At 68.5% G+C, this 21,516-nt stretch carries 21 protein-coding genes; 13 read left to right on the top strand and 8 right to left on the bottom strand.

From position 1 onward, the window contains the following. Positions 1 to 36 precede the first annotated feature (36 nt). Genes C7C57_RS09875 through C7C57_RS09895 form a run of 5 tightly spaced genes read right to left on the bottom strand, consistent with a single transcriptional unit; the run spans position 37 to position 3,588 of the window. Complete coding sequence (locus tag C7C57_RS09875; protein ID WP_187976274.1) at positions 37 to 1,224, bottom strand: ABC transporter permease; 1,188 nt, start codon at positions 1,222 to 1,224, stop codon at positions 37 to 39. Continuing rightward, positions 1,221 to 1,910: an ABC transporter ATP-binding protein gene (locus C7C57_RS09880; protein WP_187978346.1), complete on the bottom strand. Its 690-nt coding sequence runs from the start codon at positions 1,908 to 1,910 to the stop codon at positions 1,221 to 1,223. The genes C7C57_RS09875 and C7C57_RS09880 overlap by 4 nt, the downstream gene beginning before the upstream one ends. Before the next feature lie 8 nt (positions 1,911 to 1,918). Then, the gene (locus C7C57_RS09885; protein ID WP_187976275.1) at positions 1,919 to 2,983 is read right to left on the bottom strand and encodes an efflux RND transporter periplasmic adaptor subunit; all 1,065 of its coding nucleotides are present in this window, start codon (positions 2,981 to 2,983) and stop codon (positions 1,919 to 1,921) included. Beyond that, entirely contained in the window at positions 2,983 to 3,411 is a 429-nt protein-coding gene (locus C7C57_RS09890) for a hypothetical protein (RefSeq protein ID WP_187976276.1), read from the bottom strand. The genes C7C57_RS09885 and C7C57_RS09890 overlap by 1 nt, the downstream gene beginning before the upstream one ends. Positions 3,412 to 3,414: 3 nt before the next feature. Next, positions 3,415 to 3,588 carry a hypothetical protein gene (locus C7C57_RS09895; RefSeq protein WP_187976277.1) on the bottom strand — a complete coding sequence of 58 codons (174 nt, stop codon included), beginning with the start codon at positions 3,586 to 3,588 and terminating at the stop codon, positions 3,415 to 3,417. Positions 3,589 to 3,732: 144 nt separating this feature from the next. Between C7C57_RS09895 and C7C57_RS09900 the strand changes: the two genes are divergently transcribed. Next, complete coding sequence (locus tag C7C57_RS09900; protein ID WP_187976278.1) at positions 3,733 to 4,419, top strand: response regulator transcription factor; 687 nt, start codon at positions 3,733 to 3,735, stop codon at positions 4,417 to 4,419. Further along, complete coding sequence (locus C7C57_RS09905) at positions 4,403 to 5,692, top strand: cell wall metabolism sensor histidine kinase WalK (RefSeq protein WP_187976279.1); 1,290 nt, start codon at positions 4,403 to 4,405, stop codon at positions 5,690 to 5,692. The genes C7C57_RS09900 and C7C57_RS09905 overlap by 17 nt, the downstream gene beginning before the upstream one ends. Before the next feature lie 4 nt (positions 5,693 to 5,696). Here the strand turns inward: C7C57_RS09905 and C7C57_RS09910 are convergent, their stop codons facing one another. Next, a complete protein-coding gene (locus C7C57_RS09910; RefSeq protein WP_187976280.1) occupies positions 5,697 to 6,437 on the bottom strand; it encodes an MBL fold metallo-hydrolase in 741 nt (246 codons plus the stop codon). Positions 6,438 to 6,594: 157 nt separating this feature from the next. Here C7C57_RS09910 and C7C57_RS09915 point away from each other — a divergent pair, with 157 nt between their 5' ends. The 11 genes from C7C57_RS09915 to C7C57_RS09965 all read left to right on the top strand — a co-directional run bounded on the left by C7C57_RS09915 (position 6,595) and on the right by C7C57_RS09965 (position 18,923). Next, complete coding sequence (locus C7C57_RS09915) at positions 6,595 to 7,479, top strand: MurR/RpiR family transcriptional regulator (protein WP_187976281.1); 885 nt, start codon at positions 6,595 to 6,597, stop codon at positions 7,477 to 7,479. Then, entirely contained in the window at positions 7,476 to 8,357 is an 882-nt protein-coding gene (locus C7C57_RS09920) for a carbohydrate ABC transporter permease (RefSeq protein ID WP_187976282.1), read from the top strand. The genes C7C57_RS09915 and C7C57_RS09920 overlap by 4 nt, the downstream gene beginning before the upstream one ends. Then, positions 8,354 to 9,166 carry a carbohydrate ABC transporter permease gene (locus tag C7C57_RS09925; RefSeq protein ID WP_187976283.1) on the top strand — a complete coding sequence of 271 codons (813 nt, stop codon included), beginning with the start codon at positions 8,354 to 8,356 and terminating at the stop codon, positions 9,164 to 9,166. The genes C7C57_RS09920 and C7C57_RS09925 overlap by 4 nt, the downstream gene beginning before the upstream one ends. Positions 9,167 to 9,213: 47 nt before the next feature. Then, positions 9,214 to 10,497 carry an extracellular solute-binding protein gene (locus C7C57_RS09930; RefSeq protein ID WP_187976284.1) on the top strand — a complete coding sequence of 428 codons (1,284 nt, stop codon included), beginning with the start codon at positions 9,214 to 9,216 and terminating at the stop codon, positions 10,495 to 10,497. Next, positions 10,497 to 11,531: an ABC transporter ATP-binding protein gene (locus C7C57_RS09935; RefSeq protein WP_223144738.1), complete on the top strand. Its 1,035-nt coding sequence runs from the start codon at positions 10,497 to 10,499 to the stop codon at positions 11,529 to 11,531. The genes C7C57_RS09930 and C7C57_RS09935 overlap by 1 nt, the downstream gene beginning before the upstream one ends. Then, entirely contained in the window at positions 11,518 to 12,369 is an 852-nt protein-coding gene (locus C7C57_RS09940; RefSeq protein ID WP_187976285.1) for a Cof-type HAD-IIB family hydrolase, read from the top strand. Before C7C57_RS09935 ends, C7C57_RS09940 begins: the two co-directional genes overlap by 14 nt. Next, complete coding sequence (locus C7C57_RS09945; protein WP_187976286.1) at positions 12,366 to 13,214, top strand: metallophosphoesterase; 849 nt, start codon at positions 12,366 to 12,368, stop codon at positions 13,212 to 13,214. Before C7C57_RS09940 ends, C7C57_RS09945 begins: the two co-directional genes overlap by 4 nt. A 165-nt stretch (positions 13,215 to 13,379) precedes the next feature. Continuing rightward, positions 13,380 to 13,934, top strand: a complete 555-nt coding sequence (locus C7C57_RS09950; protein WP_187976287.1) for an NUDIX hydrolase — start codon at positions 13,380 to 13,382, stop codon at positions 13,932 to 13,934. A gap of 234 nt (positions 13,935 to 14,168) precedes the next feature. Next, a complete protein-coding gene (locus C7C57_RS09955) occupies positions 14,169 to 14,333 on the top strand; it encodes a hypothetical protein (protein ID WP_156027366.1) in 165 nt (54 codons plus the stop codon). Between the two features lie 58 nt (positions 14,334 to 14,391). Continuing rightward, positions 14,392 to 17,367: an AAA family ATPase gene (locus C7C57_RS09960; protein WP_187976288.1), complete on the top strand. Its 2,976-nt coding sequence runs from the start codon at positions 14,392 to 14,394 to the stop codon at positions 17,365 to 17,367. Between the two features lie 227 nt (positions 17,368 to 17,594). Next, the gene (locus tag C7C57_RS09965; RefSeq protein WP_370581406.1) at positions 17,595 to 18,923 is read left to right on the top strand and encodes a carboxylesterase family protein; all 1,329 of its coding nucleotides are present in this window, start codon (positions 17,595 to 17,597) and stop codon (positions 18,921 to 18,923) included. 54 nt (positions 18,924 to 18,977) lie between these two features. On the opposite strand, the gene C7C57_RS09970 is transcribed toward C7C57_RS09965, so the two are convergent. Continuing rightward, positions 18,978 to 20,444 carry a sodium:alanine symporter family protein gene (locus C7C57_RS09970; RefSeq protein ID WP_187976289.1) on the bottom strand — a complete coding sequence of 489 codons (1,467 nt, stop codon included), beginning with the start codon at positions 20,442 to 20,444 and terminating at the stop codon, positions 18,978 to 18,980. A 174-nt stretch (positions 20,445 to 20,618) separates the two neighbouring features. After that, a complete protein-coding gene (locus C7C57_RS09975; RefSeq protein WP_187976290.1) occupies positions 20,619 to 21,494 on the bottom strand; it encodes an SDR family oxidoreductase in 876 nt (291 codons plus the stop codon). Between the last annotated feature and the right edge of the window lie 22 nt (positions 21,495 to 21,516).

Genomic DNA, 21,516 nt, shown 5'->3' on the forward strand with positions numbered 1-21,516 from the left:
ACGGTGGTCGGGCCGAGTTCACGTCGGCGGAAGCGCCTAGCCGCCCAGCGCCACCGCGGGCGAGGTGCGGGCCGCGCGCAGGGCGGGGAGCACCCCGGCGATTGCCCCCACCACCACCGTGGCCAGCACTCCGGCGGCCAGCACTTCGAGTGGAACCTCGAGCTTCCATCCGTTGGAGGCCGCCACGATCGCGGTGACCGCGAACCCGGCCCCGGCCCCGGCGAGCCCGCCGAGCAGCGCGAGCAACACCGCCTCCATCAGGAACTGATTACGAATGTGCCCCCGAGTGGCACCCAGCGAACGACGCAGCCCGATCTCCCGGCGACGCTCCAGGACGGTGATCACCATCGTGTTGGCCACGCCGATCCCGCCCACCAGCAGCGCGATCGACCCGACCCCGATCAGCAGGCCGGTGAAGGCCTGATCCACGGTGTTTTTGGCCGCGAGCGCATCCGAGGGGCGGCTCACGCTGATCTCATTCGGAGCCTCGGGATTGATCGTGGCGGGCAGGAGTTTGCGCACCTCGGGCACCCGCTCCTCGGTGGAACGCTCATACACCTCGGTCGGCGAGCCATCAAAGCCAAACCTGGTGGCAGCCGCTCCGGGTCCGATTAGCGCGCTGGAGTTCAGGTCGGGAACGAGCAGCGAGGGGTTCAGGATCCCCAGCACGGTGAAGTACTGGCCGCCCAGCCACACCTGCACGCCCGGTTCGGTAACACCCAGTGCCTCGGCCGTGCCCGATCCCAGCACCACCAGGTCCTGCTTTTCGGTGATCTCGTTGAACCAGCGCCCCGAGGCCAGCGACGTTCCGGTGGTTTTCAGCAGGTCTCCCCCGGCCACCCGCACCCGCAGTCCACCGGTTTCCCCGGCGGGGGTGAGCTCATTGCGGTACACGTGATAGTCGATGCTCGCGGTCCATCCCGAGGACTCCACCCCGTCGATCCGCAGCACGCGGGTGCCGGCATCCGGGGGCAGCTTGGTGTCGCCGCCGAGCAGGTCCTTGCCCGCGCTGATCGTGAGCAGGTTGGTGCCCAGGGCCGCGAGCTTTTCGCGCACGGCCGCCTGGCTCGACGTGGAAATCCCGATCACCGCGATCATCGCCGCGATACCGATCGCGATACCCAGAGCCGAGAGCGCCGCCCGCATCGGGTGCACCCGCACCCCGTGCAGGCCCAGCGCCACCAGGTCGCCCGCGCGCAGGCGGGACTTGGGTAGCGCGCTCATGCGGCCACCACCGCTTCGGCGTCGCGCTCGTCGCTCTCGATTCGGCCGTCACGGATCGACACCCGGCGGGGCAGCCGCGCAGCCAGATCGCGATCGTGGGTGATGACCACCACGGTGGTCCCCGCCGCATGCAGCTCGCGCAGGATCTCGACCACGATCTCCCCCGAGCGCGAATCGAGGCTCCCGGTGGGCTCATCGGCCAGCAGCAGGTCGGGGTTGCGCACCATGGCCCGTGCAATCGCCACCCGCTGCCGCTCGCCGCCGGACATCTGGGCCGGGCGATGACCCAGTCGGTGTCCGAGCCCCACCCGCTCCAGCGCCTCGGTCGCCACCGCCCGCCGCTCCCGCACCGGCTTGCCGGTGTAGAGCAGCCCGGAGGCCACATTGTCGAGCGCGCTCACGCCCTCGGAGAGCTGAAACTGCTGGAACACAAACCCGATGCTGTAGGCGCGCAGGGCGCTGAGCTGACGGTCGCTGAGCTTCTCCACGGCGAATCCGGCCACCCGGGTCTGTCCGCCGCTGGCCCGATCCAGGGTTCCGATCAGGTTGAGCAGGGTGGACTTGCCCGAGCCGCTGGGACCCACGATCGCCACCAGCTCGCCGCGGTCCACGCGCAGGCTCACCCCGTCCAGGGCGCGGGTGGGTGGGGACCCGTACTCGCGGCTCACCCCGACCAGCTCGATCATCGGGGTACTCACGAAATCACCACCTTGTCGCCCTCTTTGACGTCGCCCTCATCGATGCTGACCTGGCCATCGGCAAAGGAACCGAGCGTCACCGAAACCCGGACCCGCTTGCCCCCGCGCAGCACCTCGATGTTGTGGCCGCCGCCGGGAGTGGCGAGCAGCGCCGCGGTCGGCACGAGCAGTGCGTCCGTCACCACGACCCGTTCGAACAGAACCGACACCTTGACATCGGCAAACGAACCGGTCGCCGCCTGGTCCACGGGCACGATCGTGATCGGGATCCGAAGCTCCTTACCTGCCGGGCCCGAGTCGACCTCCCGCGGTGCCCCAACCTCGACAACCTTTCCGGTGAAGGACTTCCCATCGGGCAGCTGTACCTGCACCTCGCCGTCCTTGGGTGCGGCGGAGGCAAACTTGGGTTCCAGATCCACGCTCACGCTCTTGGTGGTTCCGGTGACTGCGAGGGTCTCGGGGCCGGCCGGATCACCCACCTTGAGCTTGTGATCGGCGATTCGAAGCGGACCGGTGGCAAACACCACCTGCCCGGGTTCGATGGTGCCGGTCTGCTCGCGCCCCAGCTTCTTCTGCCAGGCGACGATGGCCTTCTGGGTGCGCTCGGTGAACTTCTTATCCGGCTTATCGGTGAAATAGCCAAGCTCATGGAGGTTCTGCTCCAGCATCAGCACGTCTGCCCCATCGGACATTCCGAGCGCGAAGGCACGCCACATGGGCAGGTCCCCGATGAGCAGGTTCACCGGGAGCTCCTCGATGCGAAACAGCTCACCCCCACGATCCACGACGGTTCCCCGATCGGTCATCCGGGTGATGATCCCGCCGCCGGGCACCCCGACAGTACGCGGATTATCGAATCCCAGTTGCCCGGTTCCCCGGGAGCGTTCGGTGAGGTTGCCGCGGCTCGCCGGAACGGTTTGCGGTTCGGGGGTTTGGTTGCTGGCCTCGGGTTTGGGAGCCGCGGCGCCGCTCCAGACCAGGGCCGAGGCCCCGGCGCCACCCACCAGCACCACGGCGACCGCGGCGATCCAAATCTTGGTCCTTCGACGAACGGATGCCACTAGTTTGCGCCCTTCTGATCGAATCCGGCCTTGGCTCCACATTCCTTCATGGTCTTTTCGTCATAGTCGCCCGGGCGAACGGGTGCCGCAACCGAACCAGACATCGCACCATTTTCCTCATCAGGAAGCGGCTCGGGGTCCGGAAAGTTGTATCCGGCGTCGCGCATGCACTTGGCAAAGATGACCTGCTTCTTCTGCAACGCTTCGAGCTCCTTGCGTCCGGATTTGTCGGGGTTGATGGGCGGCTGCCCGATCGTCTTGGTGCACTCGCGACTCGCGGCCGAGAGTGCGTCGAGGTCCACGGTCCCCGGATCAATCGCGGCCAGCTCGGTCCCGGTCCCGCTACCGCCCTTGGCCGTGGGCTGAGGGGGAAGATCGACCCCCTTCTTTTTCAGGCATGCGGTCAGATCCGCCTGCCACTTTGCCATTTCCTACTCATAGGTACCGCTCTTGATCTCGGCCTGGTTGGTTGGCTTCGCGTCCCCCGAGGACCCGTCACCGGGCTGCGCACCGCCGGCGGTGCAGCCGCTCAGCAGGATCAGGGCGCCGGCCGCAAGCGCCGCCCAACCAGTGCGTCGCATCGCGGGAAAGAGGGTGGTTGACATGGTGCTGTCCTTTCAACGAATTCCCACGCCTTGTGGGACATATGCCATCTCATCGGGCCATTGGTCATGAGCGCGTAAGCGGAACCGTTTACCATTTACTAACCGCACCCATGCTGAGATGTGATGAGGACAATGAGGAGAATCATGCGGGTTTTAGTGGTGGAGGACGAGCCGTTCCTGGCCGAGGCGATCAGCGCGGGCCTGGAGGCCAACGCGATCGCCGTGGACGTGGTCAGCGACGGCGAGGCCGCGCTGTTTGCGATCGACATCACCGAGTACGAGGTGGTCCTGCTGGATCGCGATATCCCCGTGATTCACGGCGATGAGGTGTGCCGCCTCCTCAATCAGCGTCCCGAACGCCCCGCCATCCTGATGCTCACCGCCGCCCGCGCCCTGGCCGATCGGGTGGATGGGCTGGCCATCGGCGCCGATGACTACCTGCCCAAACCGTTCGAATTTCCCGAGCTGATCGCGCGCGTACGCGCCCTGTCCCGCCGCCGCTTCTCCGCCCGGCCGCCGGTGCTGGACGCCGGAGATCTGCGCCTGGACCCGATCCGGTTCGAGGTGACCCGCGGCGGCCGCTTCATCCGCCTGGCCCGCAAGGAGTTTGCGGTCCTGGAGGTACTGATGCGCGATCCGGGCACGGTGATCAGCGCCGAAACCCTGCTCGAGCGCGCCTGGGATGAAAACGCCAACCCCTTTACCAACTCGGTTAAGGTGACCATCAGCACGCTGCGTCGCAAGCTCGGCGAGCCCTGGCTGATCCGCACGATTCCCGGTGTGGGCTACGCCATCGAAACCGGAGGAGCGACCGATGAAGCTGCCCGTTAGGCCCGTATTCGGCCGCCGATTCCGCCTCACCATTCGCACACGCCTGGCCCTCACCTACGCCGCGGTCCTGACCGCCTCCGGGGTGCTGATGCTGGGAACCCTCTACGTGGTCCTGGGTCTGCTGCCCAGCTACTCGTTTTCGGTGGAGTCCGGGGTCGCCTCGGTCCCCACGATCGGCAACCTTGCCCCGGTCTCCCCGCTCCCCTCGGAGAGCCAGCTCCCCAGCGCCACCCACTTGGATTCCGGGGTCGCCGCCGGAACCCTGGGCACATCCGGCCTGCTGGTGTCCTCCCGCGCGGACCTGCAACGACTGTTTGTCATCGCCGCCATCGTGATTTTGTTGGCGCTGGTGATCGCCGGGGCCTGGCTCGGCTGGTACCTGGCCGGACGGATGCTGCGTCCGCTGCGGGAGATCGGGCGCGCCACGACCCTCGCCGCCGACGGCAAGCTGGATCACCGGCTGGCCTTCACCGGTCCCGAGGATGAAATCACCGAGCTGGCCGACTCCTTCGACAGGATGATGGGTGAGTTGGAGGCCTCCTTCGGGGCCCAGCGGCGCTTTGCCGCCAACGCCTCGCATGAGCTGCGCACCCCGCTGGCCACCACCCGGGCGATGCTGGATGTGGCGCTCGGGGCGGCGGGCAGCGTGCCGGACGCAGCGCCGCGCGAATCCACCGAACGCGCGAGCAACACCGTGCTGCTTGAGCGTCTGCGCCTGATGAATGAGCGCAGCATCAGCACCGTGGATGCGCTGATGGATCTGTCCGAAGTGGAGTCGGGCACCGAGGACCGCGCGGAGGTTCGCCTCGACCGGGCGCTGACCCAGGTACTCACCGAGGCCACCCCGGAGGCCGAGTCCCGGGGTATCGAGGTGAATCGGAATCTGATGCCCACCACCATCGTGGAGGACTCGCGTTTTATCCACCTGCTGGCCGTCAACCTCGTCCACAACGCCCTGCGTCATAACGTCTCGGCCGGTGAGGTCTGGGTGAGCGTGGGCGAGGACTCCCCCGGCGTCCCGACGCTGCGGGTCGAAAACACCGGTGCCCGGCTGGATCCGGCGGCGATTGCCACGCTGCGTGAACCCTTCTTCCGGGTTGCCGGACGCGCCCGCGGCTCCGAGGATCCCGGCCGGGGCCTCGGCCTCTCCATCGTCGCGGCCATCGCCGAGCGCTGCGACGCGACCCTGGACCTTCGGGCTCGTACCGGCGGCGGATTGATCGCCACGGTGCGCTTCCGGCCCGACTCCCCCGCGCGGGTGCCGAACGCGTAACCCGCTACGCGGGGAAGTGCGAGGGTCCGTGCCCCGGCAGGATGATCAGCCGGTCACAGGTTTCCTCGGCCAGCTCGGCAAACACCCGTCGGGCTGCCGGGGCGTCCCAGTGCCAGATATCGCCGAGGGCCTGGGGACCCCGGGTCGAGACGGTCGGGTGCGCGGTGATCAGCGCGTCGCCGGTGATCAGCGCGTTCGCATCGGGCAGCGCAAACACCAGGTGGCCGGGCGTATGTCCGGGGGTGAGCCGGGGAATCACCGTGTGCCCGCTCAGGGTCAGGGTGACGCCGGGCTCCACCGGCTCGACCTCGCGCACCTCGATCGGGGCGAGTCCGCCGGCCCGGATCGCGTGCAGGGTCCAACGGGCATAGCGCGGTTTGGCCAGGCGCGGCAGGATGTCGCCGATCCCGATCTGGTGCAGCTCCTCGCGCCGAATATTGGGGATCTCCTCGGCGGCGGCCAGCACCCTCGGCGCATGCTTCTTAGCCAGCTCGGGCAGGGTGCCGATGTGGTCGGAGTGGCCGTGGGTGATCAGCACCGTGGTGAGACGCGCACCGGGGGCACAGGTCTCCAGCGAGTGTTCCACCGCGGCCAGGTCGGCCGGATAACCGGTGTCCACCAGCGTGACGGTGTCCCCATCGGTGAGCACCACCCAGTTGGAGGCGGGGCCCTCCACGAAGTGGACACCGGGGGCGACCAGGGTAATGCGGGCGTGGGCGGGGTTTTCCGGGCGCGACGTCGACATAGCGCCATGCTCTCACGGGGTAGCTGAAAGTCAGATGAGCCACTATTTGTTATGTAATCACGTGACGGGGCGAGCGAAGTTTGTTATGCCGTAACACGTTAACGATTGGTTAGGTTATGGCAATACGTCGTTAAGAATCCGCTCCTAGCCTGGCGTCATGAACACTTCCTCCCCCGATCCGAGTCCCGACCTCGGCACCGCCCCCGGTGCCCGCGCGGTGGCCCTGATCCGCGCCGCACTCGGCACCCTGGTCGCCAGTGAACGCCGCGTCGCCGAGGTGGTCCTCGCCGATCCCCGGGCCGTCATCGGCTCCACCGCCTCCCAGCTGGGCAGCCGGGCCGACACCTCGGCGACCACGGTCATCCGCTTCGCCCGCAACGTCGGGTTTGGCGGCTATCAGGAACTTGCGATCGCGCTGGCGGTGGCCGAGCCTTCCCTCGATACGGTTCCCGCCCTGTCCCCCACCGACAGCCCCGCCGAAACCCTGCGCGGGGTCGCGGCCCTCGCCCAGCACGCGGTGGGTTCGATCGCCGACTCGGTGGATCCCGAGGCGTTCGCCGCCGCCATCCGGGCGTTTTCCGGGGCTCGGCACACGATCGCCGTGGGGGCCGCACTCACCGGTCCCGTCGCCGAGGACCTCGCCTTCCGGCTGACCCACCTCGGCCACCCCGCCGATGCCCCCACCGACGCGCAGATCCAGTGGATCCGTGCCCAACAGCTCGGCCCCGGGGACGTGTGTGTGGCGATCCTGCACGGCGGCACCTATCCGCACGTGGTCGAGGTCGCCCGGGAGGCCAAGGCCGCCGGGGCCAGCGTGATCGCGATCACCTCGTTCGCCCGCACCCCGCTGGCCGAACTCGCCGACATCGCCCTCGTGGTGGGCGGCACCACCGCCCGCTCGGGCATGGATGCCTGGGGCAGCCGCCTGGCGTATCTGGCCACGATCGACGCTCTGCTGATCGCGCTGACCAACACCGATCCGGCCGGGTATCGGGCCCGGCTCGAACGCATCGGCGACCGGATCGAACGGGACCTGCTGTGAGCACCCGCACCGCCCGGCTCACCCCGCACCTGCTGCTGGCCCCGGCCACGATCTGCCTGGTTCTGTTTGTTGCCGCGCCGCTGGTCATCGTGCTGGTGCTGGCCTTTTTCAACCTCAACCTGGTGACCGGGACGTCCTCATTTGTCGGCGGGGCGAACTTTGCCACCGAGATCCCGCACCCCGAGTTCGCCCGGGCCCTGCGCAACACGCTACTGTATGCGGTCTTCACCATCGGCCCCTCGATGGTCGGCGGCCTGCTGGTGGCGTTGCTGATCCACGGCCTGCGCCGCGGACAGGGATTCTGGCGCAGCCTCTACTTCCTGCCGGTCGCCACCACACTGGTCGCGATGTCCTCGGTCTGGCGCTGGATGTTCCGCGCCGACACCGGGGTCGTGGACACGGTGATCGCCCCGATCCTGGGGATCCACGACTGGCTCTCCGATCCCAACCTGGCACTCGCCGCGATCACCGTGGTGGGCAACTGGCACCAGATTGGTCTGGTCGCGATTCTCTACCTGGCAGCCCTCGGCACCCTCCCGCAGGACCAGTACGACAGCGCCTCGCTCGACGGCGCGGGCGGCTGGAACCGCTTCTGGCACGTGACCTGGCCGGCGCTTGGACCCACCACGATCTTTGTGTTCATCATGACCGCGGGCTCGGCCCTGCAGGCCTACGACGTGATCGCCGCGATGACCCAGGGCGGACCGCTCGGTTCGACCGAAACCCTGACCTTCGCGATCTGGAACCGGGGTGTGCACTACTTCGATATCGGCCGCGCCGCGGTCCTCTCCCTCGCCCTGCTGGTGCTCTCGGTCGCGGTGACCGCGATCCAGCGCACCGGCTATGCTCGCCGCCTCGAAAATGGAGGGTCCCGATGAGGGTTCTTGGCCAGATTGTCCGCCACCTGCTGCTCGCCCTCGGCGGCGTCTACATGCTCGCCCCGATTATCCTGATGCTCGCCTCGGCCTTCACCCCGACCGCCGATATCCTCGCCGGACGCTACCTCGCCCATCCGACGCTGGAAAACTTCCAGACGGTTGCCCAGCAGGTGCCGCTGGGCACCTACTATCTCAACTCGCTGATCGTGTGCCTGGCCACCTTCGCGCTCCAACTGGTGGTGTGTGTGCCCGCGGCCTTCGCGATGGCCCGGCTGCGCTATCGCGGACGCAACATCACCGTGTGGCTGCTGGGGCTGCTGATCCTGATCCCGTTCCAGGTGTTGGCGATCCCGATCTACCTGATCTTCCGCCAGGTGGGCCTGATCAACACCCTGCCCGCGCTGATCCTCCCCTTTGTGGGCTCGGCCTTCGCGATCTTCCTGCTGCGCCAGTTCTTCCTGGCCCTGCCCGGATCGATGTTTGATGCGGCGACCCTGGATGGTGCGGGCACCCTGGCCACGCTGATCCAGATCGTGATTCCCGCGAGCCGCCCGGCCCTGCTCTCGCTCGGGGTCTTCACCATCACCTCGGCCTGGAACGCCTATTTCTGGCCCTCCTTTGTCCTCTCCGACTCATCCTCCGCCACGATCCCGTTCGGGGTGGTGCAGTTCATCAACTCCGATGCGGTCACCGCCTACGGCCCCCAGATGGCGATGGCCACCCTCTCGGTCCTCCCGCTCCTGATTGCCTTCCTCTTTGCTCAACGACAGTTCATTCGCGGTCTGGCCCTCGCCGGCCAGGCCGGCTAACGCAGCCGCCCTCCCCACCCCCTGCTGTGCCCTCCCTAAGGAATAAAATGTCTCGCTTGTCCCCCTCCCGCACCTTCGCCCTGGCGGCCTCCCTTGCCGGGATCACCCTGCTCGCGGGCTGCTCGGCCGCCGCGACCCCGGATGCCTCGGCCTCGACCACCCCCGTGGCCGATGTGACGATCGTCTCGGGTCAGTCGGCCCAGAACGGCGATCTGCTGCGCGGAATCTTCGACCGCTACAACGCCTCCGCCAGCACCGCCAAGGTCACCCTGAACCTCACCGCCGACTCCGATGTGGACACCGCGCAGAAGGCGCTGGTGGATATCGCCGCCGGCCACGGCCCCGATGCCGTTCGGGTCACCAACGCGACCTATCAGACCCTGATCGACGCCGGGGTGGCCCAGCCCGCCGACGCCTGCCTCGCCGCCGAATCCGGTCTCAACAAGGACCTCATTTCGGGGATCACCGTCAATAAGCACGTCTATCAGGTGCCCTGGTATGTAACCCCCAACGCGCTGTTCTACAACGCCAAGCTGTTCACCCAGGCGGGACTGGACCCCAACACCCCGCCCACCACGCTGGCCGAGTTCCACGCCGCGGCGAAGGCCATCGCGGCCACCGGCGCGGCCGGCGGCACCGCCTACTTCGGCAACGACTTCAACTTCCAGTCCTACCTCGCCTCGCTCGGCTCGCAGGTCTACACCCCGGCGTCCAAGAAGCTCACCGTGAACACCCCGGCCGCGGCCAGCGTGTTTGACACCTTCGCGGCCATGGCCAAGGATGGCAGCTCGCCGGTCTACACCAACTTCTTCGCCGACGCCAACGAGGCCTTCGCCTCGGGCAAGCTGGGCATGATCGTCACCTCGGCCTCGGGCTACCCGGCGCTCAAGGCTAATGGCAACGCCGACATCCGCATCGCCCCGGTCCCCGCGGCCGACGGAGGCAAGGCCGTGGCCACCACCTCGACCAACGGCTTCGTGATCACCACCAAGGATCCCTCCCGCCAGAAGGCCGTCTGCACCGCGCTGCGGAGCCTGCTGACCCCCGAGTCGGTCACCGAGACCGTGACCAAGACCGCGACCATCCCGCTGCTGACCAGCACCATCACCGACCCCAAGCAGCTCGCCCCGGTCTATGCGGCCAACCCCGGCTGGGCCGCCGTGCGCGACCAGAAGACCGTGCCGTGGATCTCGCTGCCCGGCACCGCCAACGCCGAGTACTCCAAGCTCTACACCGACACCCAGCTCAAGGTGCTCCGCGGCGATCAGGATGGCAAGGCCGCGGCCAAGGACCTGCAGACCCAGACCGAGCAGATTCTGGCGGCCCGCTAGTGAGCGCCCCGGTACACATCCGCGCGGTCGAGAAGACCTTCGAGGGGGCAAAGCGCGCCTCCACTCGCATCCTGAACGAGGTGACGCTGACCGCCCCGGCCGGGCAGATCACCACGATCCTCGGGGAGTCCGGCTGCGGCAAGACCACCCTGCTGCGCATCGTCGCGGGTCTGGAAAGCGCCACCGGTGGCAGCGTGCACATCGGCGAGCGCGACGTCACCTCGGTGCATCCCTCCCGCCGCGGGGTCGCAATGGTGTTCCAAAACTATGGCCTGTATCCAGCCAAAACCGTGGGCAAAAACATCGAGTTCCCGCTCAAAATGGCGGGGGTCCCCACCGCCCAGCGGCACACCCGAGCGCTGGCAGCCGCGAGGCTGCTGCACATCGATCACGTGATGGATCGGCTGCCCGCCCAGCTCTCCGGTGGGCAGCGCCAGCGCGTGGGGATCGCCCGCGCACTGGCCCGCGATCCCGAGATCCTGCTGATGGATGAGCCGCTCTCCAACCTGGATGCTCAGCTGCGCATCGAGATGCGCGCCGAGCTGGTGGCCATGCAGCGCCGGATCGGCTCGACCATGCTCTACGTGACCCACGATCAGACCGAGGCGATGACGATGTCCGACCGCGTGGTGGTGATGCGCGGCGGCCACATCGAGCAGCAGGGCACCCCCGAGGAGGTCTTCCGGGTTCCGGAAACCACCTATGTGGCCGCCTTCCTTGGCAACATGAACCTCGCCCCGGCACCCGCATCGGAAACCGGTGCCGGGGCGGGCATCACGCTCGGGGTCCGCCCCGAGCACTTCCTCCCCGCCGACCGGGTCGCTGCCGAGCCCGGGGACCTGCACATCGAGGGACGGGTCGAGTTCGCCGAGCTGCTGGGCACCGACCGCATCCTGCACCTGCGCGCCGGGGACACCCTCTGGCGTGCCCGGGTGGATGCTGCCCTCCCCCTGCACGAGGAGATCACGGTGGTGGCCCGCGCCGCCAATATCCACCGATTCGACACCGTGAGCGGGGTGCGTGTTGCAGCCTAGTTTTCCACTGCTGGTCAGCGATTTGGACGGCACCCTGCTCACCGATCAGAAAAAGGTTGCCCCGGAAACGGTTGCGGCACTGGTTCTCGCCCGCGAGCACGGCATGTCCCTGGCAATCGCCTCGGCCCGGCCGTTCAGGCTGATCCGGGCGGTCATCGATCCCGAGACGCTGGCGCTGTTTGACGCGGTCATCGTGTCCAATGGCGCGGCGATCCTCTCCCCCGAAGGAACGCGAATCCTGTACGAGGACGCCCTGGCCCCGGGCGAACTCGCGGAGCTGATCACCCACCTGCGCGCCCGGTATCCGGACGCCGGATTCGGCTGGGAATCGGGCACCGAGTTTGGCAGCGACCGGCGGCTGCTGGAACTGGCCGAGCGCGGCGGAGTCCTCCGGGATCCGCACCCCGATCGGGTACGCGAGCTGCCCGAATCCCCCGCCCACCAGCTGGTGCTGGCGCCGGGTGACGAGCTTCCCCGGGACCTGATCGAGGCGATCCGCGTAGAGATCGGCGACACCTACGCGGTCACCGACTCCCTCGGCGGGGTGGTGGAGATCTCCCCGGCCCGGGTCACCAAGGCCGATGCCGCCCGGATCTGGGCCGAATCCCTCGGACACTCCCTCGCCCGGGTCGTCGCCTTCGGCGACGAACACAACGACCTGCCGCTGCTGCGCGCCGCGGGTCTCGGCATCGCGATGGGCAATGCGACGGCCGAGGTCCGGCAGACCGCCGACCGCGTCACCGATACCAACATTAACCACGGCGTCGCCCGTGCCCTGCGCGCCCTGCTGGGTCAGGACAACGCCACCCCGCTTCCCCGTTTCGAAAAGAACTCATGACCCTCCCCACCCTGTTCCACGTCTCCGATCCCCACCTCGGCCACTCCGGCGGCGACCGGCGTGCCCACGCGGCCGAAACCGCCTGGGCACACCTGCACGCGTCGGTTTCCCGGGACCGTCCCGACCTGGTGATCATCACCGGTGACCTGGTTGTGGATGATCCGGATGATCCCACCGACCGCGCCCTCGCCCACGCCCGCATCACCGCCCTTGAGGCCCCGGTGCTGGTGGTTCCGGGCAACCACGATGTGGGCGATCACGCGATTCGCGCGGGGCTCCCCGCCGACTGGCACGGGACCCTGGTGTCCGAGGCCCGGGTGCTCGCCTGGGAGGCGCTCTGGGGGCCGTCGTTCTGGATGCGTGAACTGGATGGATGGGTGCTGCTGGGCATCAACGCGCAGATTCTCGGGTCGGGGCTGCCCGCCGAGCGGCGGCAGTGGGAGTGGCTGGAGCGGGTCGCGCTGCCCGCGGTGTCCGCGAGGCCGCTGCTGGTGTTCAGCCACGAGTCGCTGGATGCACGGCCCGAAACCCGGGGCGAATCAGCGGCCGCCTCCGACAGCTGGATGTCGATTCCTTCGGCGGCCTCGTCCCGGTTGGCGGCGCTCCTTGCCCCGTATCGGCCGGTCGCCGTGTGCGCCGGCCACACGCACCGCCACCTGGACTGGACGGCATCCGGGTTTCGCGGGATCACCGCCCCCAGCCTCACCGGGGCGATTCCCGAGCGCTCGGATATGACCGCGGCCCTCGGGGACCAGCGGCCGGGCTGGCTGCGCTATACGCTGGAGAACGGTGGCCTGCGCGTGGACCAGGAGGTTCCCGCGCTCACGGCCACCGGCGCGGCGTGAGTGCCCCGGCACAGTTCAGTTCAACCCAGCGCAGTTCAATTCGACCCGGCACAGCCCGGCTCGGCTCACCCGCAGCCGACCCCTCATCCCGACCACGATGCCCGCCCGCACCATAGCGACCGTCCCGACGACCCACCGGATCGTCCCAACCGAACCGAGGTTCCCATGACCAGCACCCGCCCCGCCCTGCACGCCTCGGCCCTGGCGATCCTCGCCGACCCGAGCACCGCCCGCACCTCGGATGCCCAGGCTCACGCCGATTTCGCCCACTACCTGGCCCTGGATCCGGCACCGCTGCTGCGCGAGGACGGCCCCAGCCACATCACCGGGTCCTGCTTCGTCTTCAGCCCCGACCGCTCCCAGACCCTGCTGGTGTTCCACACCAAGGGACAGTTCTGGGTGCAGCCCGGCGGCCACCTCGACGACGGCGACGCCTCGCTCCAGGCCGCCGCGCTGCGTGAGCTCACCGAGGAAACCGGGACCACCCCGGATCCGGACACCCCGGTCCTCGGCTACGACCTCGACCATCATGAGCTCTCCTCCCGCTTCGGGGTGTGCCGCTCGCACCTGGACATTGGGGTCGCGGTCACCGTGGATCCCGGTGCCACCCTGGCGGTGAGCGACGAGTCCGAGGACCTGCGCTGGTGGCCGGTGAACGCGCTGCCGGAGAACTCGGCCCCCTCGATCCCCCGCCGCATCGCCGGATTCCTCGCCCTCTAGCCCCACCGCCTCCCCGTCCCAACCGCCGCAGTTCTCGCACCCCACCCCCGATACCGGCGATCCCCTGCCGACTCCGACCCCGCCGCCCCACCACCTCAGATAAGCACGGTGCCCTAGGCCCCCACCACGCGGAAGATAGGGCACCTGCCCGAGGCAAGACCCCCACCTCAGCGCGGATGCTTGAGTTATCGCCGGAAGATCCCCCTTCCGGCGGTCATTCAAGGAGGACACATCATGTTTGGGCAGTGGGAATTCGGTTCATCTGAGGCCCGACGCTTCCAGGAGCGCCAGCTCATCATTCGGCTCGAGCGCGAGCGGGTGGTACAGGAACGACGTGCGGCACAGCGTCGAGCACGCACCGCGGACGGATCCGCCCCCGCCGCCTGCGGTGAGCACTAGGCCCGCGCCCGGGCGCTCCCGCTATCTTGCCCGGCCCGAGTCGTGGCACGATAGTGAGGTGAGTGTACCCGCAACCAGCGCGCGCCTGATCGGCCGCGGCGAAGACCTCGCGCTCCTGCGCGAGCTCTTTGCCGAGGCTGCCGCCGGAGACACCCGCACCGTCGTGGTGGGCGGGGAGGCGGGAATCGGGAAGACCCGGCTGCTGACCGAGTTCATCAACGAGGTGCGTCCGGGTGCCCTGGTGTTGCGCGGACAGGCGGTGGATCAGGGCTCGGTGCCCGCACCGTACTCCCCGATCACCGGCCTGCTCAAGTCGCTGCGCTCCCAGTGCGGACCGGACGCCATACGTGATGCCGCCGGTTCCGGACTCGACACCCTGGCCTCACTGCTGCCCTCGCTGGGTCCGGTGGCCAGTGCGCCCGAGGACTCCTACGATCACGATGCGCGCGGCGCCGGCCGCCTGCACGAAACCCTCACGCTGATGTTCGAGACGCTCTCGCTGGATCGTCCCCTGGTGCTCGTGGTGGAGGATCTGCACTGGGCCGATGGGGCCACCCTGCAGCTGCTGGGATTCCTGGTGCGCGCCCTGGTGCACGACCGGATCCTGCTCCTGCTGAGCTACCGCAGCGACGATGTCCCGCGCGGACACCCGCTGCGCGCCTTCCTCGGCGAGCTGGACCGCACCCGCCGCGTCCAGCGCCACGAACTCACCCGGCTATCCCTGGATCAGGTGGGGGAACAGGTCGTGGGTATCCTCGGCACGACCCCCGATCGCGGCGACCTGGAGCGCGTCTACGAGCGCTCCGAGGGCGTGCCGTTTTTTGTTGAGGAGCTGGTCGGCATCGCCGAAACCGGCACCGCCGAGGACCTACCCGACACCCTGCGCGCGCTGCTCCTGGGCCGCTACGATCGACTCGACCCGACGACCCAGCTCCTGCTGCGGGTGCTCTCGGTGGGTGGCGTCCGGGTGGATCACCGCCTGGTGAGCGCCGTGTTCGAGGGTGGGGCGGACGCCCTGGATGCCGCCGCCCGCGAGGCCGTCGGGGCCAACGTGCTGGTGGCCGATGAGCGCTACTACACCTTCCGTCACGCGCTCGTGCGTGAGGCCATCTACGCCGACCTGCTGCCGGGTGAGCGAATCCGCTTCCACACGGCCTTCGCCGTGGCGATCGAGGCGCTGGGCACCGAGGTCACGGCCTGGGCCGAGGTGTCCAACCACTGGATGTCCGCACGAAATTTTCCGCGCGCCTTCCCGGCGACCAAGCGGGCGATGGATAACGCCTACACGGCCTCGGGGTATGTGGCCGTGGCCCAGTTTGGCGAGCGGCTGCTGGAGCTGTGGGACCAGGTGGAGGATCCCGAAACCGGGGCCGATATCTCGCGCCTGGAACTGATGTATCAAACCGCCTGCGCGCTGAATGATGCGGGCGATCTGGAGCGTTCGGCGGTTCTGGTGGACCACGCCCTGAACGATCCCACCATCCCCTCCGATACCCTGCGCGCCAAGCTGCTGCGCACCCACTCCCAGCACCTGTCCCGGCTCGGACGTCCGGGCACCCGGGCGCCGCTTGAGGAGGCGCTGTCGCTGCTGCCGGCGGGAACCGAACCTCGGCTGCACGCCCTGGTTCTCAACGATCTGGCCGGCGAGGAACTCAGCGCGGGCAACCTGGACCGGGCGCGCGACTACGCCGAACGGGCAATGGCCTCGGCCACCGAGGCGGGTTCCCCCTATGCGCTGTCGGCGGCCGCCGGCTACGCGGGGACCGCCCGGGTCATGTGCGGCGACATCGAGGAGGGGCTGGCCCTGTTCGCTCGCGCCGAGGAGGTCGCCGCCGGGGATGCCGAGACGCTGCTTCGCTACCGGGTGGCGGCCTCCGACGTGCACTTCCGGCTGGGACACTATGCGCTCTCCACCGAGCTGGCCCTGGCCGGGGTGCGCGATGCCAAGGCCGTGGGCATGGAGCGCAGCTCGGGCCTGGTCCTGGCGTCCAATGCGGTGGATCCGCTGCTGGCCATGGGGCTGTGGGACGAGGCGCACACCATCATCGAGGACACCCTGGCACTGCGTCCGGCGCTGGCCTACTCGGTGTATCTGCGCACCTCGAAGATCCTACTGGTGCTGTGGCGCGGCGACCCCGAGCGTGCCGCCGCGCTGCTGGCACGCTGGCGACCCCAGCTGGATCTGATAGGCAGCCAGGAGCTGCACTCGCGCTTTACGGTGGCCGCGGCAATCGCCCAGGTGTCGCTGTCCACCGGGGATCTGCGCGAGGCCTGGGCCAGCCTGGAGGTGCTGCGGGATGCGCGGCATCGCCCGATCCCCGGCTACGATCTTCCCCTCCTTCCCATCGCCGCCCGGGTACTGGCCTGCATTCGGGAGGAGCTGCGTCAGCGCGCCGAACACGGGGTTTCACTGAACCCGCATCGTATCCTGCCCGAGGGCATCTCCGAGGCCGATCTGGATCGTCAGGAACGGGCGTGGCGCACGCTGTTGCCCGCCTATGAGACCTGGCCCACCGCGAAGTTTTGGGTCGCCGCATTTGAGGCGGAGCTGGGCGAGCCCGGCGGGGCCGGGGAGAACGTGGCCGCCTGGCGAGCCCTGGTTGCGGCCACCGATTCGCCGGCCGCGCCCGCCCGCTACCTGCCCTATGCGCAGCTGCGCCTGGGCACGGTGCTGCTGGAACACGGCGACCGTGCCGGTGCCCAGCAGGCCCTGGATTGCGCCGTCTCCGAGGCCCGGGCGCTCGGTGCCCACATCCTGGAGCAGCACGCGCTCGAGTCCGCCCATCGCGGCGGTCTGGCGGTGGACGGACACACGCGGGTGCGCCGCACCCGGGAAACCGACGAGCTGACCGCGCGCGAACGCCAGGTCTTGACCCTGATCGCCGAGGGCTTGAACAACCGTCAGATCGGCGAGCGCCTCTTCATCAGCACCAAAACCGCGAGCGTGCACGTCTCGGCGATCCTGCGTAAGCTCGGGGTCGCCTCGCGGACCGAGGCCGCGGTTCATGCGGGGGCGGCGGGACTCCTGGGCTAGCCGACGCCGCCCGGTCCGGCCCGGCAGCGTCCGGCGGGTCACCACCCGGCCCGGCAGCGTCCGGCGGGTCGTCACCCAGCCCGGCAGCGTCCGGCGGGTCATCGCCCGGCCCGTCTCCGGCGCGCGGGAATGCCCCCCCGGCCCGCTGCGCGCCTTCCCTCGCCGAGCGGATCCGGGTTCTAAGGTGTAGGTGTCACCCGACCGGCATCACGACTCCGGAGGTCCCGTTGATTCTCGATTTCACCCCGCCCTGTGGCCCGATCACCGCGGTCGTCGATGATGACGTGATCCGCGCCCGAGGAATCCGCTACGCCACCGCCTCCCGGTTCGCCGCCCCGGTTCCGGCCGCGGATCACATCGAACCCTTCCTCGCCGAGACACCCGCCCCGGCCAGCCCCCAGTTCCCCTCTCCGGCACTGACCGAGGTGCTGGGAGCGGGCGCGAATCCGGGCGTTCAGGATGAGGACTGCCAGCGCCTCTCGATCACGATGCCGATCGACCTGCTGCCCGGCGAGCACGTCCCGGTCATGGTGTGGATCCACGGCGGCTCCTACCTCACCGGCTGTGGCGATATCGCGGTCATGGACCCGCGTCCGCTGGTGGCCGAGCAGCGCGTGATCGTGGTGACCGTGACCTACCGCCTGGGCATCCTCGGTTTCCTCGGCGACCCCGATGGGGATCCCGCCCGCCCGGCAAACCTGGGTCTGCTGGACATCATCACCGCGCTGCGCTGGGTCCGCCGCAACATCGCGGCCTTCGGCGGGGATACCGGCCGTATCACCGCGTTTGGGCAGTCAGCCGGGGCCGATGCGATCGCCCACGTGATGACCCTGCCCGAGGCCCCCGAGCTGTTTTCCCGGGCCATCCTGCAGAGCGCCCCGTTCGGCATCCGACACCACCGCCTGGAGATGAGTCGCGCCCTCTTCGAGGCCGCCCGGAGCCTCTCCCCCGAGACCCCGCTCGCCGAGCTGATGGCCCGCCAGCCGGAAGTGGTCGAGGTGGGCCGCGGCTTCGGACTCCGCGGCGGAATGGCGTTCGGCTGCCAGTACGGCCTGAATCCGCTGCCCGCCGAGGAGAACATCGAGGCGGCGTGGGACTCCACGGCCCCGAACATCGACGTCCTGGTGGGTCATACGGCCGAGGAAACCCGGCTGTTTATCGCGGCACTCCCCAAGCTGGCCCGAGCCGTAACAACTCCGGTGGTGGGTCCGCTCCTCGCGAAGGCGGCCACAAACGCCCTGACCCGCCGCGTATACGGCAAAGAGTCGCGTTCGTTTGCCCGACGCCATGTGGCCGCCGGCGGCCGGGCCCACCACTATGTGATCTCCTGGAGCGCGCCGGGTAACCCGCTGGGTTCGGCGCACACGATCGACCTGCCGCTCCTCTTCGGCGATCAACAGGCCTGGGTCACCGCGGGCATCCTCACCGGCGTCACCTGGTCCGAGATCGAGGCCGCCGCGCGTCGGGTCCGCCGAGTCTGGGGCGCGTTTGCCCGCGGCGACGACCTCGGCGAGGACGGCGAACTGCCCGGAATCCTGAGCTACACCCGCGTCTAGGGCGCACAAAGACCCCGGACGAAACCGTCCGAGGTCTTGTGGTGTGCGGAGCGTCTAGTCACTCACGGGAGTTTTCGGCAGGGTGATCGTACCGGTCACGCTGGCCTCGTCCTGCCAGCAGGAGATTCCGCGAATCTCCGGCAGTCGATCCCGGGTGAAGACCGGATCCAGGCCCGCCCGGCGCTGGTCGGCGTAGTCCTTCATCAGCTTGAAGGCCACCCCCGAGAGCAGGGCGATGGAGACCAGGTTGATCAGCGCCATGATGCCCATGATGCCGTCGGCAAGGTTCCAGATCAGATCCGCCGAGGCGATCGATCCCACCAATACGGCCAGGATCACCAGCACCCGGTAGGACAGCAGCACCCGCGCGCTCGAGGTGATGAACTCGATGTTGGCCTCGCCGTAGTAGTAGTTGCCGAGGATCGAGGTGAACGCGAGCAGGAAGATGATCACCGTGAGCAGAATGTTTGACCAGGAGCCGAGGTTATCCACCATCGCCTGCTGGGTGAGCGCGATTCCGGGCCGGGCACCCTCCAGGTTGGGGTTGGCCACCAGGATAATAAACGCGGTCACCGTGCACACCAGGAAGGTGTCGAAGTACACACCCAGGGTCTGCACCAGGCCCTGCTTGACCGGGTGGGTGACCGCGGCGGTGGCCCCGGCGTTGGGGGCGGACCCCAGTCCCGCCTCGTTGGAGAACATGCCGCGCTTGATACCGGTCATGATGATGACGCCCAGCCCGCCACCGGCAAACGAGGTGAACCCGAATGCCTGGCTGAAGATCATCCCGAAGACCTCGGGCAGGTGGGTGATGTTCAGGGCGACCACAACCAGACCCACCAGCAGGTAGAGCAGCGCCATCAGCGGGACCACCGACTGGGAAACGGTGGCGATCCGGCGCACCCCGCCGAAGATCACCAGGGAGGCGAGGATCGCGACCACAATGCCGATTGCGGCGGGCAGCCACGGCAGGTCCACGTGCAGGCTGTTGGTCACGGTGGCGCTGATGGTGTTGGCCTGCAGCGAGGAGAACGCGAAGGGGAACGTGGCGATCATGATGACCGCAAACACGATGCCCAACCCGCGCGAGCGCAGCCCGTACATCATGTAGTACGCGGGGCCGCCGCGGAAACCGACGTGATCGCGCACCTTATACAGCTGACCGAGGGTGGACTCCACGAAGCTTGCCGCGCCACCCAGCAGGGCCATCGCCCACATCCAGAACACGGCACCGGGGCCGCCGATCGCGATCGCGGTCCCCACGCCGGCGATCGTCCCCACACCCACGCGTGATGCGGCGGAGATGGTGAAGGCCTGGAACGCCGAGGTGGACTGCGGGGTGCCGTCCTCGTTGGTGGGGGTCTTGTCTTTGAGGGTGCGGAACATCTCGGGAATCCAGCGCACCTGGACGACGCCGGTGCGAGCGGTGAAATACACGCCCAGGCCGATCAGAACCGGCACCACGATCCAGGACCACAGCTCGTCGGAACCCAGGCGAGCTATCTCATTAAAAATGTCCATCCGTTCAGTATTACAACAGATGGGCGCACACACGAAACCGGACGGACGCCCGTGAAACGCCCCGCTGTCCGGTCTGCACCCGAAATCGGGATCGTAATTTACGTGCCCCGCACGAGGGGTGCGGGGTGGGCCGCACCGGTTCGAGGAATCGATGCGGCCCGTTCCGGCGCGACGTTAGAGGTGCTTACCCCCGGTCACCGCGAGCACCGCGCCCGACGTATACGAGGCGTCCTCGGAGGCGAGATAGACGAAGGCACCGGCAACCTCGGCGGGCTGTCCTGCCCGGCCCAGCGGCGTATCCTGGCCGAAGTCGGCGATCCCGTCTCCCCAGCCGGTGGCGGGGATGAGCGGGGTCCAGATCGGTCCCGGGGCCACCGCGTTGACCCGAATTCCCCGCGGCCCCAGTTCCTCGGCCAGGGAGGCCGTGAGGGAGACCAAGCCCGCCTTGGTGGCCGCATAGTCCATCAGCGAGGGTGAGGGATCGTAGCCCTGAATGGAGGCGGTAAAGATGATGCTGGCTCCCGGCTGGAGTCTGGGGACCGCGGCACGAGTTACCAGGAGCCCGGCCAACAGGTTGGTTTCCCACACCCTGACCAGTTCCTCACGTTCGAGGTTCTCCACCCCCGGACGATGCTTTTGATAGCCGGCGTTGTTGACCACGATGTCGAGGGACCCCAGCTCGCGGACGGTCTCCCCGACGATCCAGGCACAGTAGCTCTCCTCGCGCAGATCTCCCGGGAGCAGAATCACATTGACCCCGGTGGCGCGCACAAGTTCGGCGGTTTCCTCGGCGTCCGCACGCTCCTCGGGAAGATAGGAGATGGCAATATTTGCACCCTCTCGGGAGTAGGCGATGGCGACCGCGCGGCCGATTCCCGAGTCTCCCCCGGTAATCAGCGCGGTGAGCCCGGCGAGGCGCCCGTGTCCACGGTAGGTGAGTTCGCCGTGGTCGGGGGTGGGTTCGATCTCGTGGGTGAGGCCGGGTTGGGTGGTGTCGTGGGTGGGAAAGGCGTCGGTGCGGTACTTCACGCGGGGATCGGTGTTCGGCATGGTGGTGCTCCCTTCTCGGGGA

Source organism: Mycetocola sp. JXN-3, from assembly GCF_014522285.1.
GTDB classification, from domain to species: domain Bacteria; phylum Actinomycetota; class Actinomycetes; order Actinomycetales; family Microbacteriaceae; genus Mycetocola; species Mycetocola saprophilus.

Bases quoted from the DNA above. Each gene is read 5' to 3' on its own strand.
- C7C57_RS09875 (WP_187976274.1), bottom strand. From the start codon at position 1,224: ATGAGCGCGCTACCCAAGTCCCGCCTGCGCGCGGGCGACCTGGTGGCG.
- C7C57_RS09880 (WP_187978346.1), bottom strand. From the start codon at position 1,910: ATGATCGAGCTGGTCGGGGTGAGCCGCGAGTACGGGTCCCCACCCACC.
- C7C57_RS09890 (WP_187976276.1), bottom strand. From the start codon at position 3,411: ATGGCAAAGTGGCAGGCGGATCTGACCGCATGCCTGAAAAAGAAGGGG.
- C7C57_RS09895 (WP_187976277.1), bottom strand. From the start codon at position 3,588: ATGTCAACCACCCTCTTTCCCGCGATGCGACGCACTGGTTGGGCGGCG.
- C7C57_RS09900 (WP_187976278.1), top strand. From the start codon at position 3,733: ATGCGGGTTTTAGTGGTGGAGGACGAGCCGTTCCTGGCCGAGGCGATC.
- C7C57_RS09905 (WP_187976279.1), top strand. From the start codon at position 4,403: ATGAAGCTGCCCGTTAGGCCCGTATTCGGCCGCCGATTCCGCCTCACC.
- C7C57_RS09910 (WP_187976280.1), bottom strand. From the start codon at position 6,437: ATGTCGACGTCGCGCCCGGAAAACCCCGCCCACGCCCGCATTACCCTG.
- C7C57_RS09915 (WP_187976281.1), top strand. From the start codon at position 6,595: ATGAACACTTCCTCCCCCGATCCGAGTCCCGACCTCGGCACCGCCCCC.
- C7C57_RS09925 (WP_187976283.1), top strand. From the start codon at position 8,354: ATGAGGGTTCTTGGCCAGATTGTCCGCCACCTGCTGCTCGCCCTCGGC.
- C7C57_RS09930 (WP_187976284.1), top strand. From the start codon at position 9,214: ATGTCTCGCTTGTCCCCCTCCCGCACCTTCGCCCTGGCGGCCTCCCTT.
- C7C57_RS09945 (WP_187976286.1), top strand. From the start codon at position 12,366: ATGACCCTCCCCACCCTGTTCCACGTCTCCGATCCCCACCTCGGCCAC.
- C7C57_RS09950 (WP_187976287.1), top strand. From the start codon at position 13,380: ATGACCAGCACCCGCCCCGCCCTGCACGCCTCGGCCCTGGCGATCCTC.
- C7C57_RS09955 (WP_156027366.1), top strand. From the start codon at position 14,169: ATGTTTGGGCAGTGGGAATTCGGTTCATCTGAGGCCCGACGCTTCCAG.
- C7C57_RS09970 (WP_187976289.1), bottom strand. From the start codon at position 20,444: ATGGACATTTTTAATGAGATAGCTCGCCTGGGTTCCGACGAGCTGTGG.
- C7C57_RS09975 (WP_187976290.1), bottom strand. From the start codon at position 21,494: ATGCCGAACACCGATCCCCGCGTGAAGTACCGCACCGACGCCTTTCCC.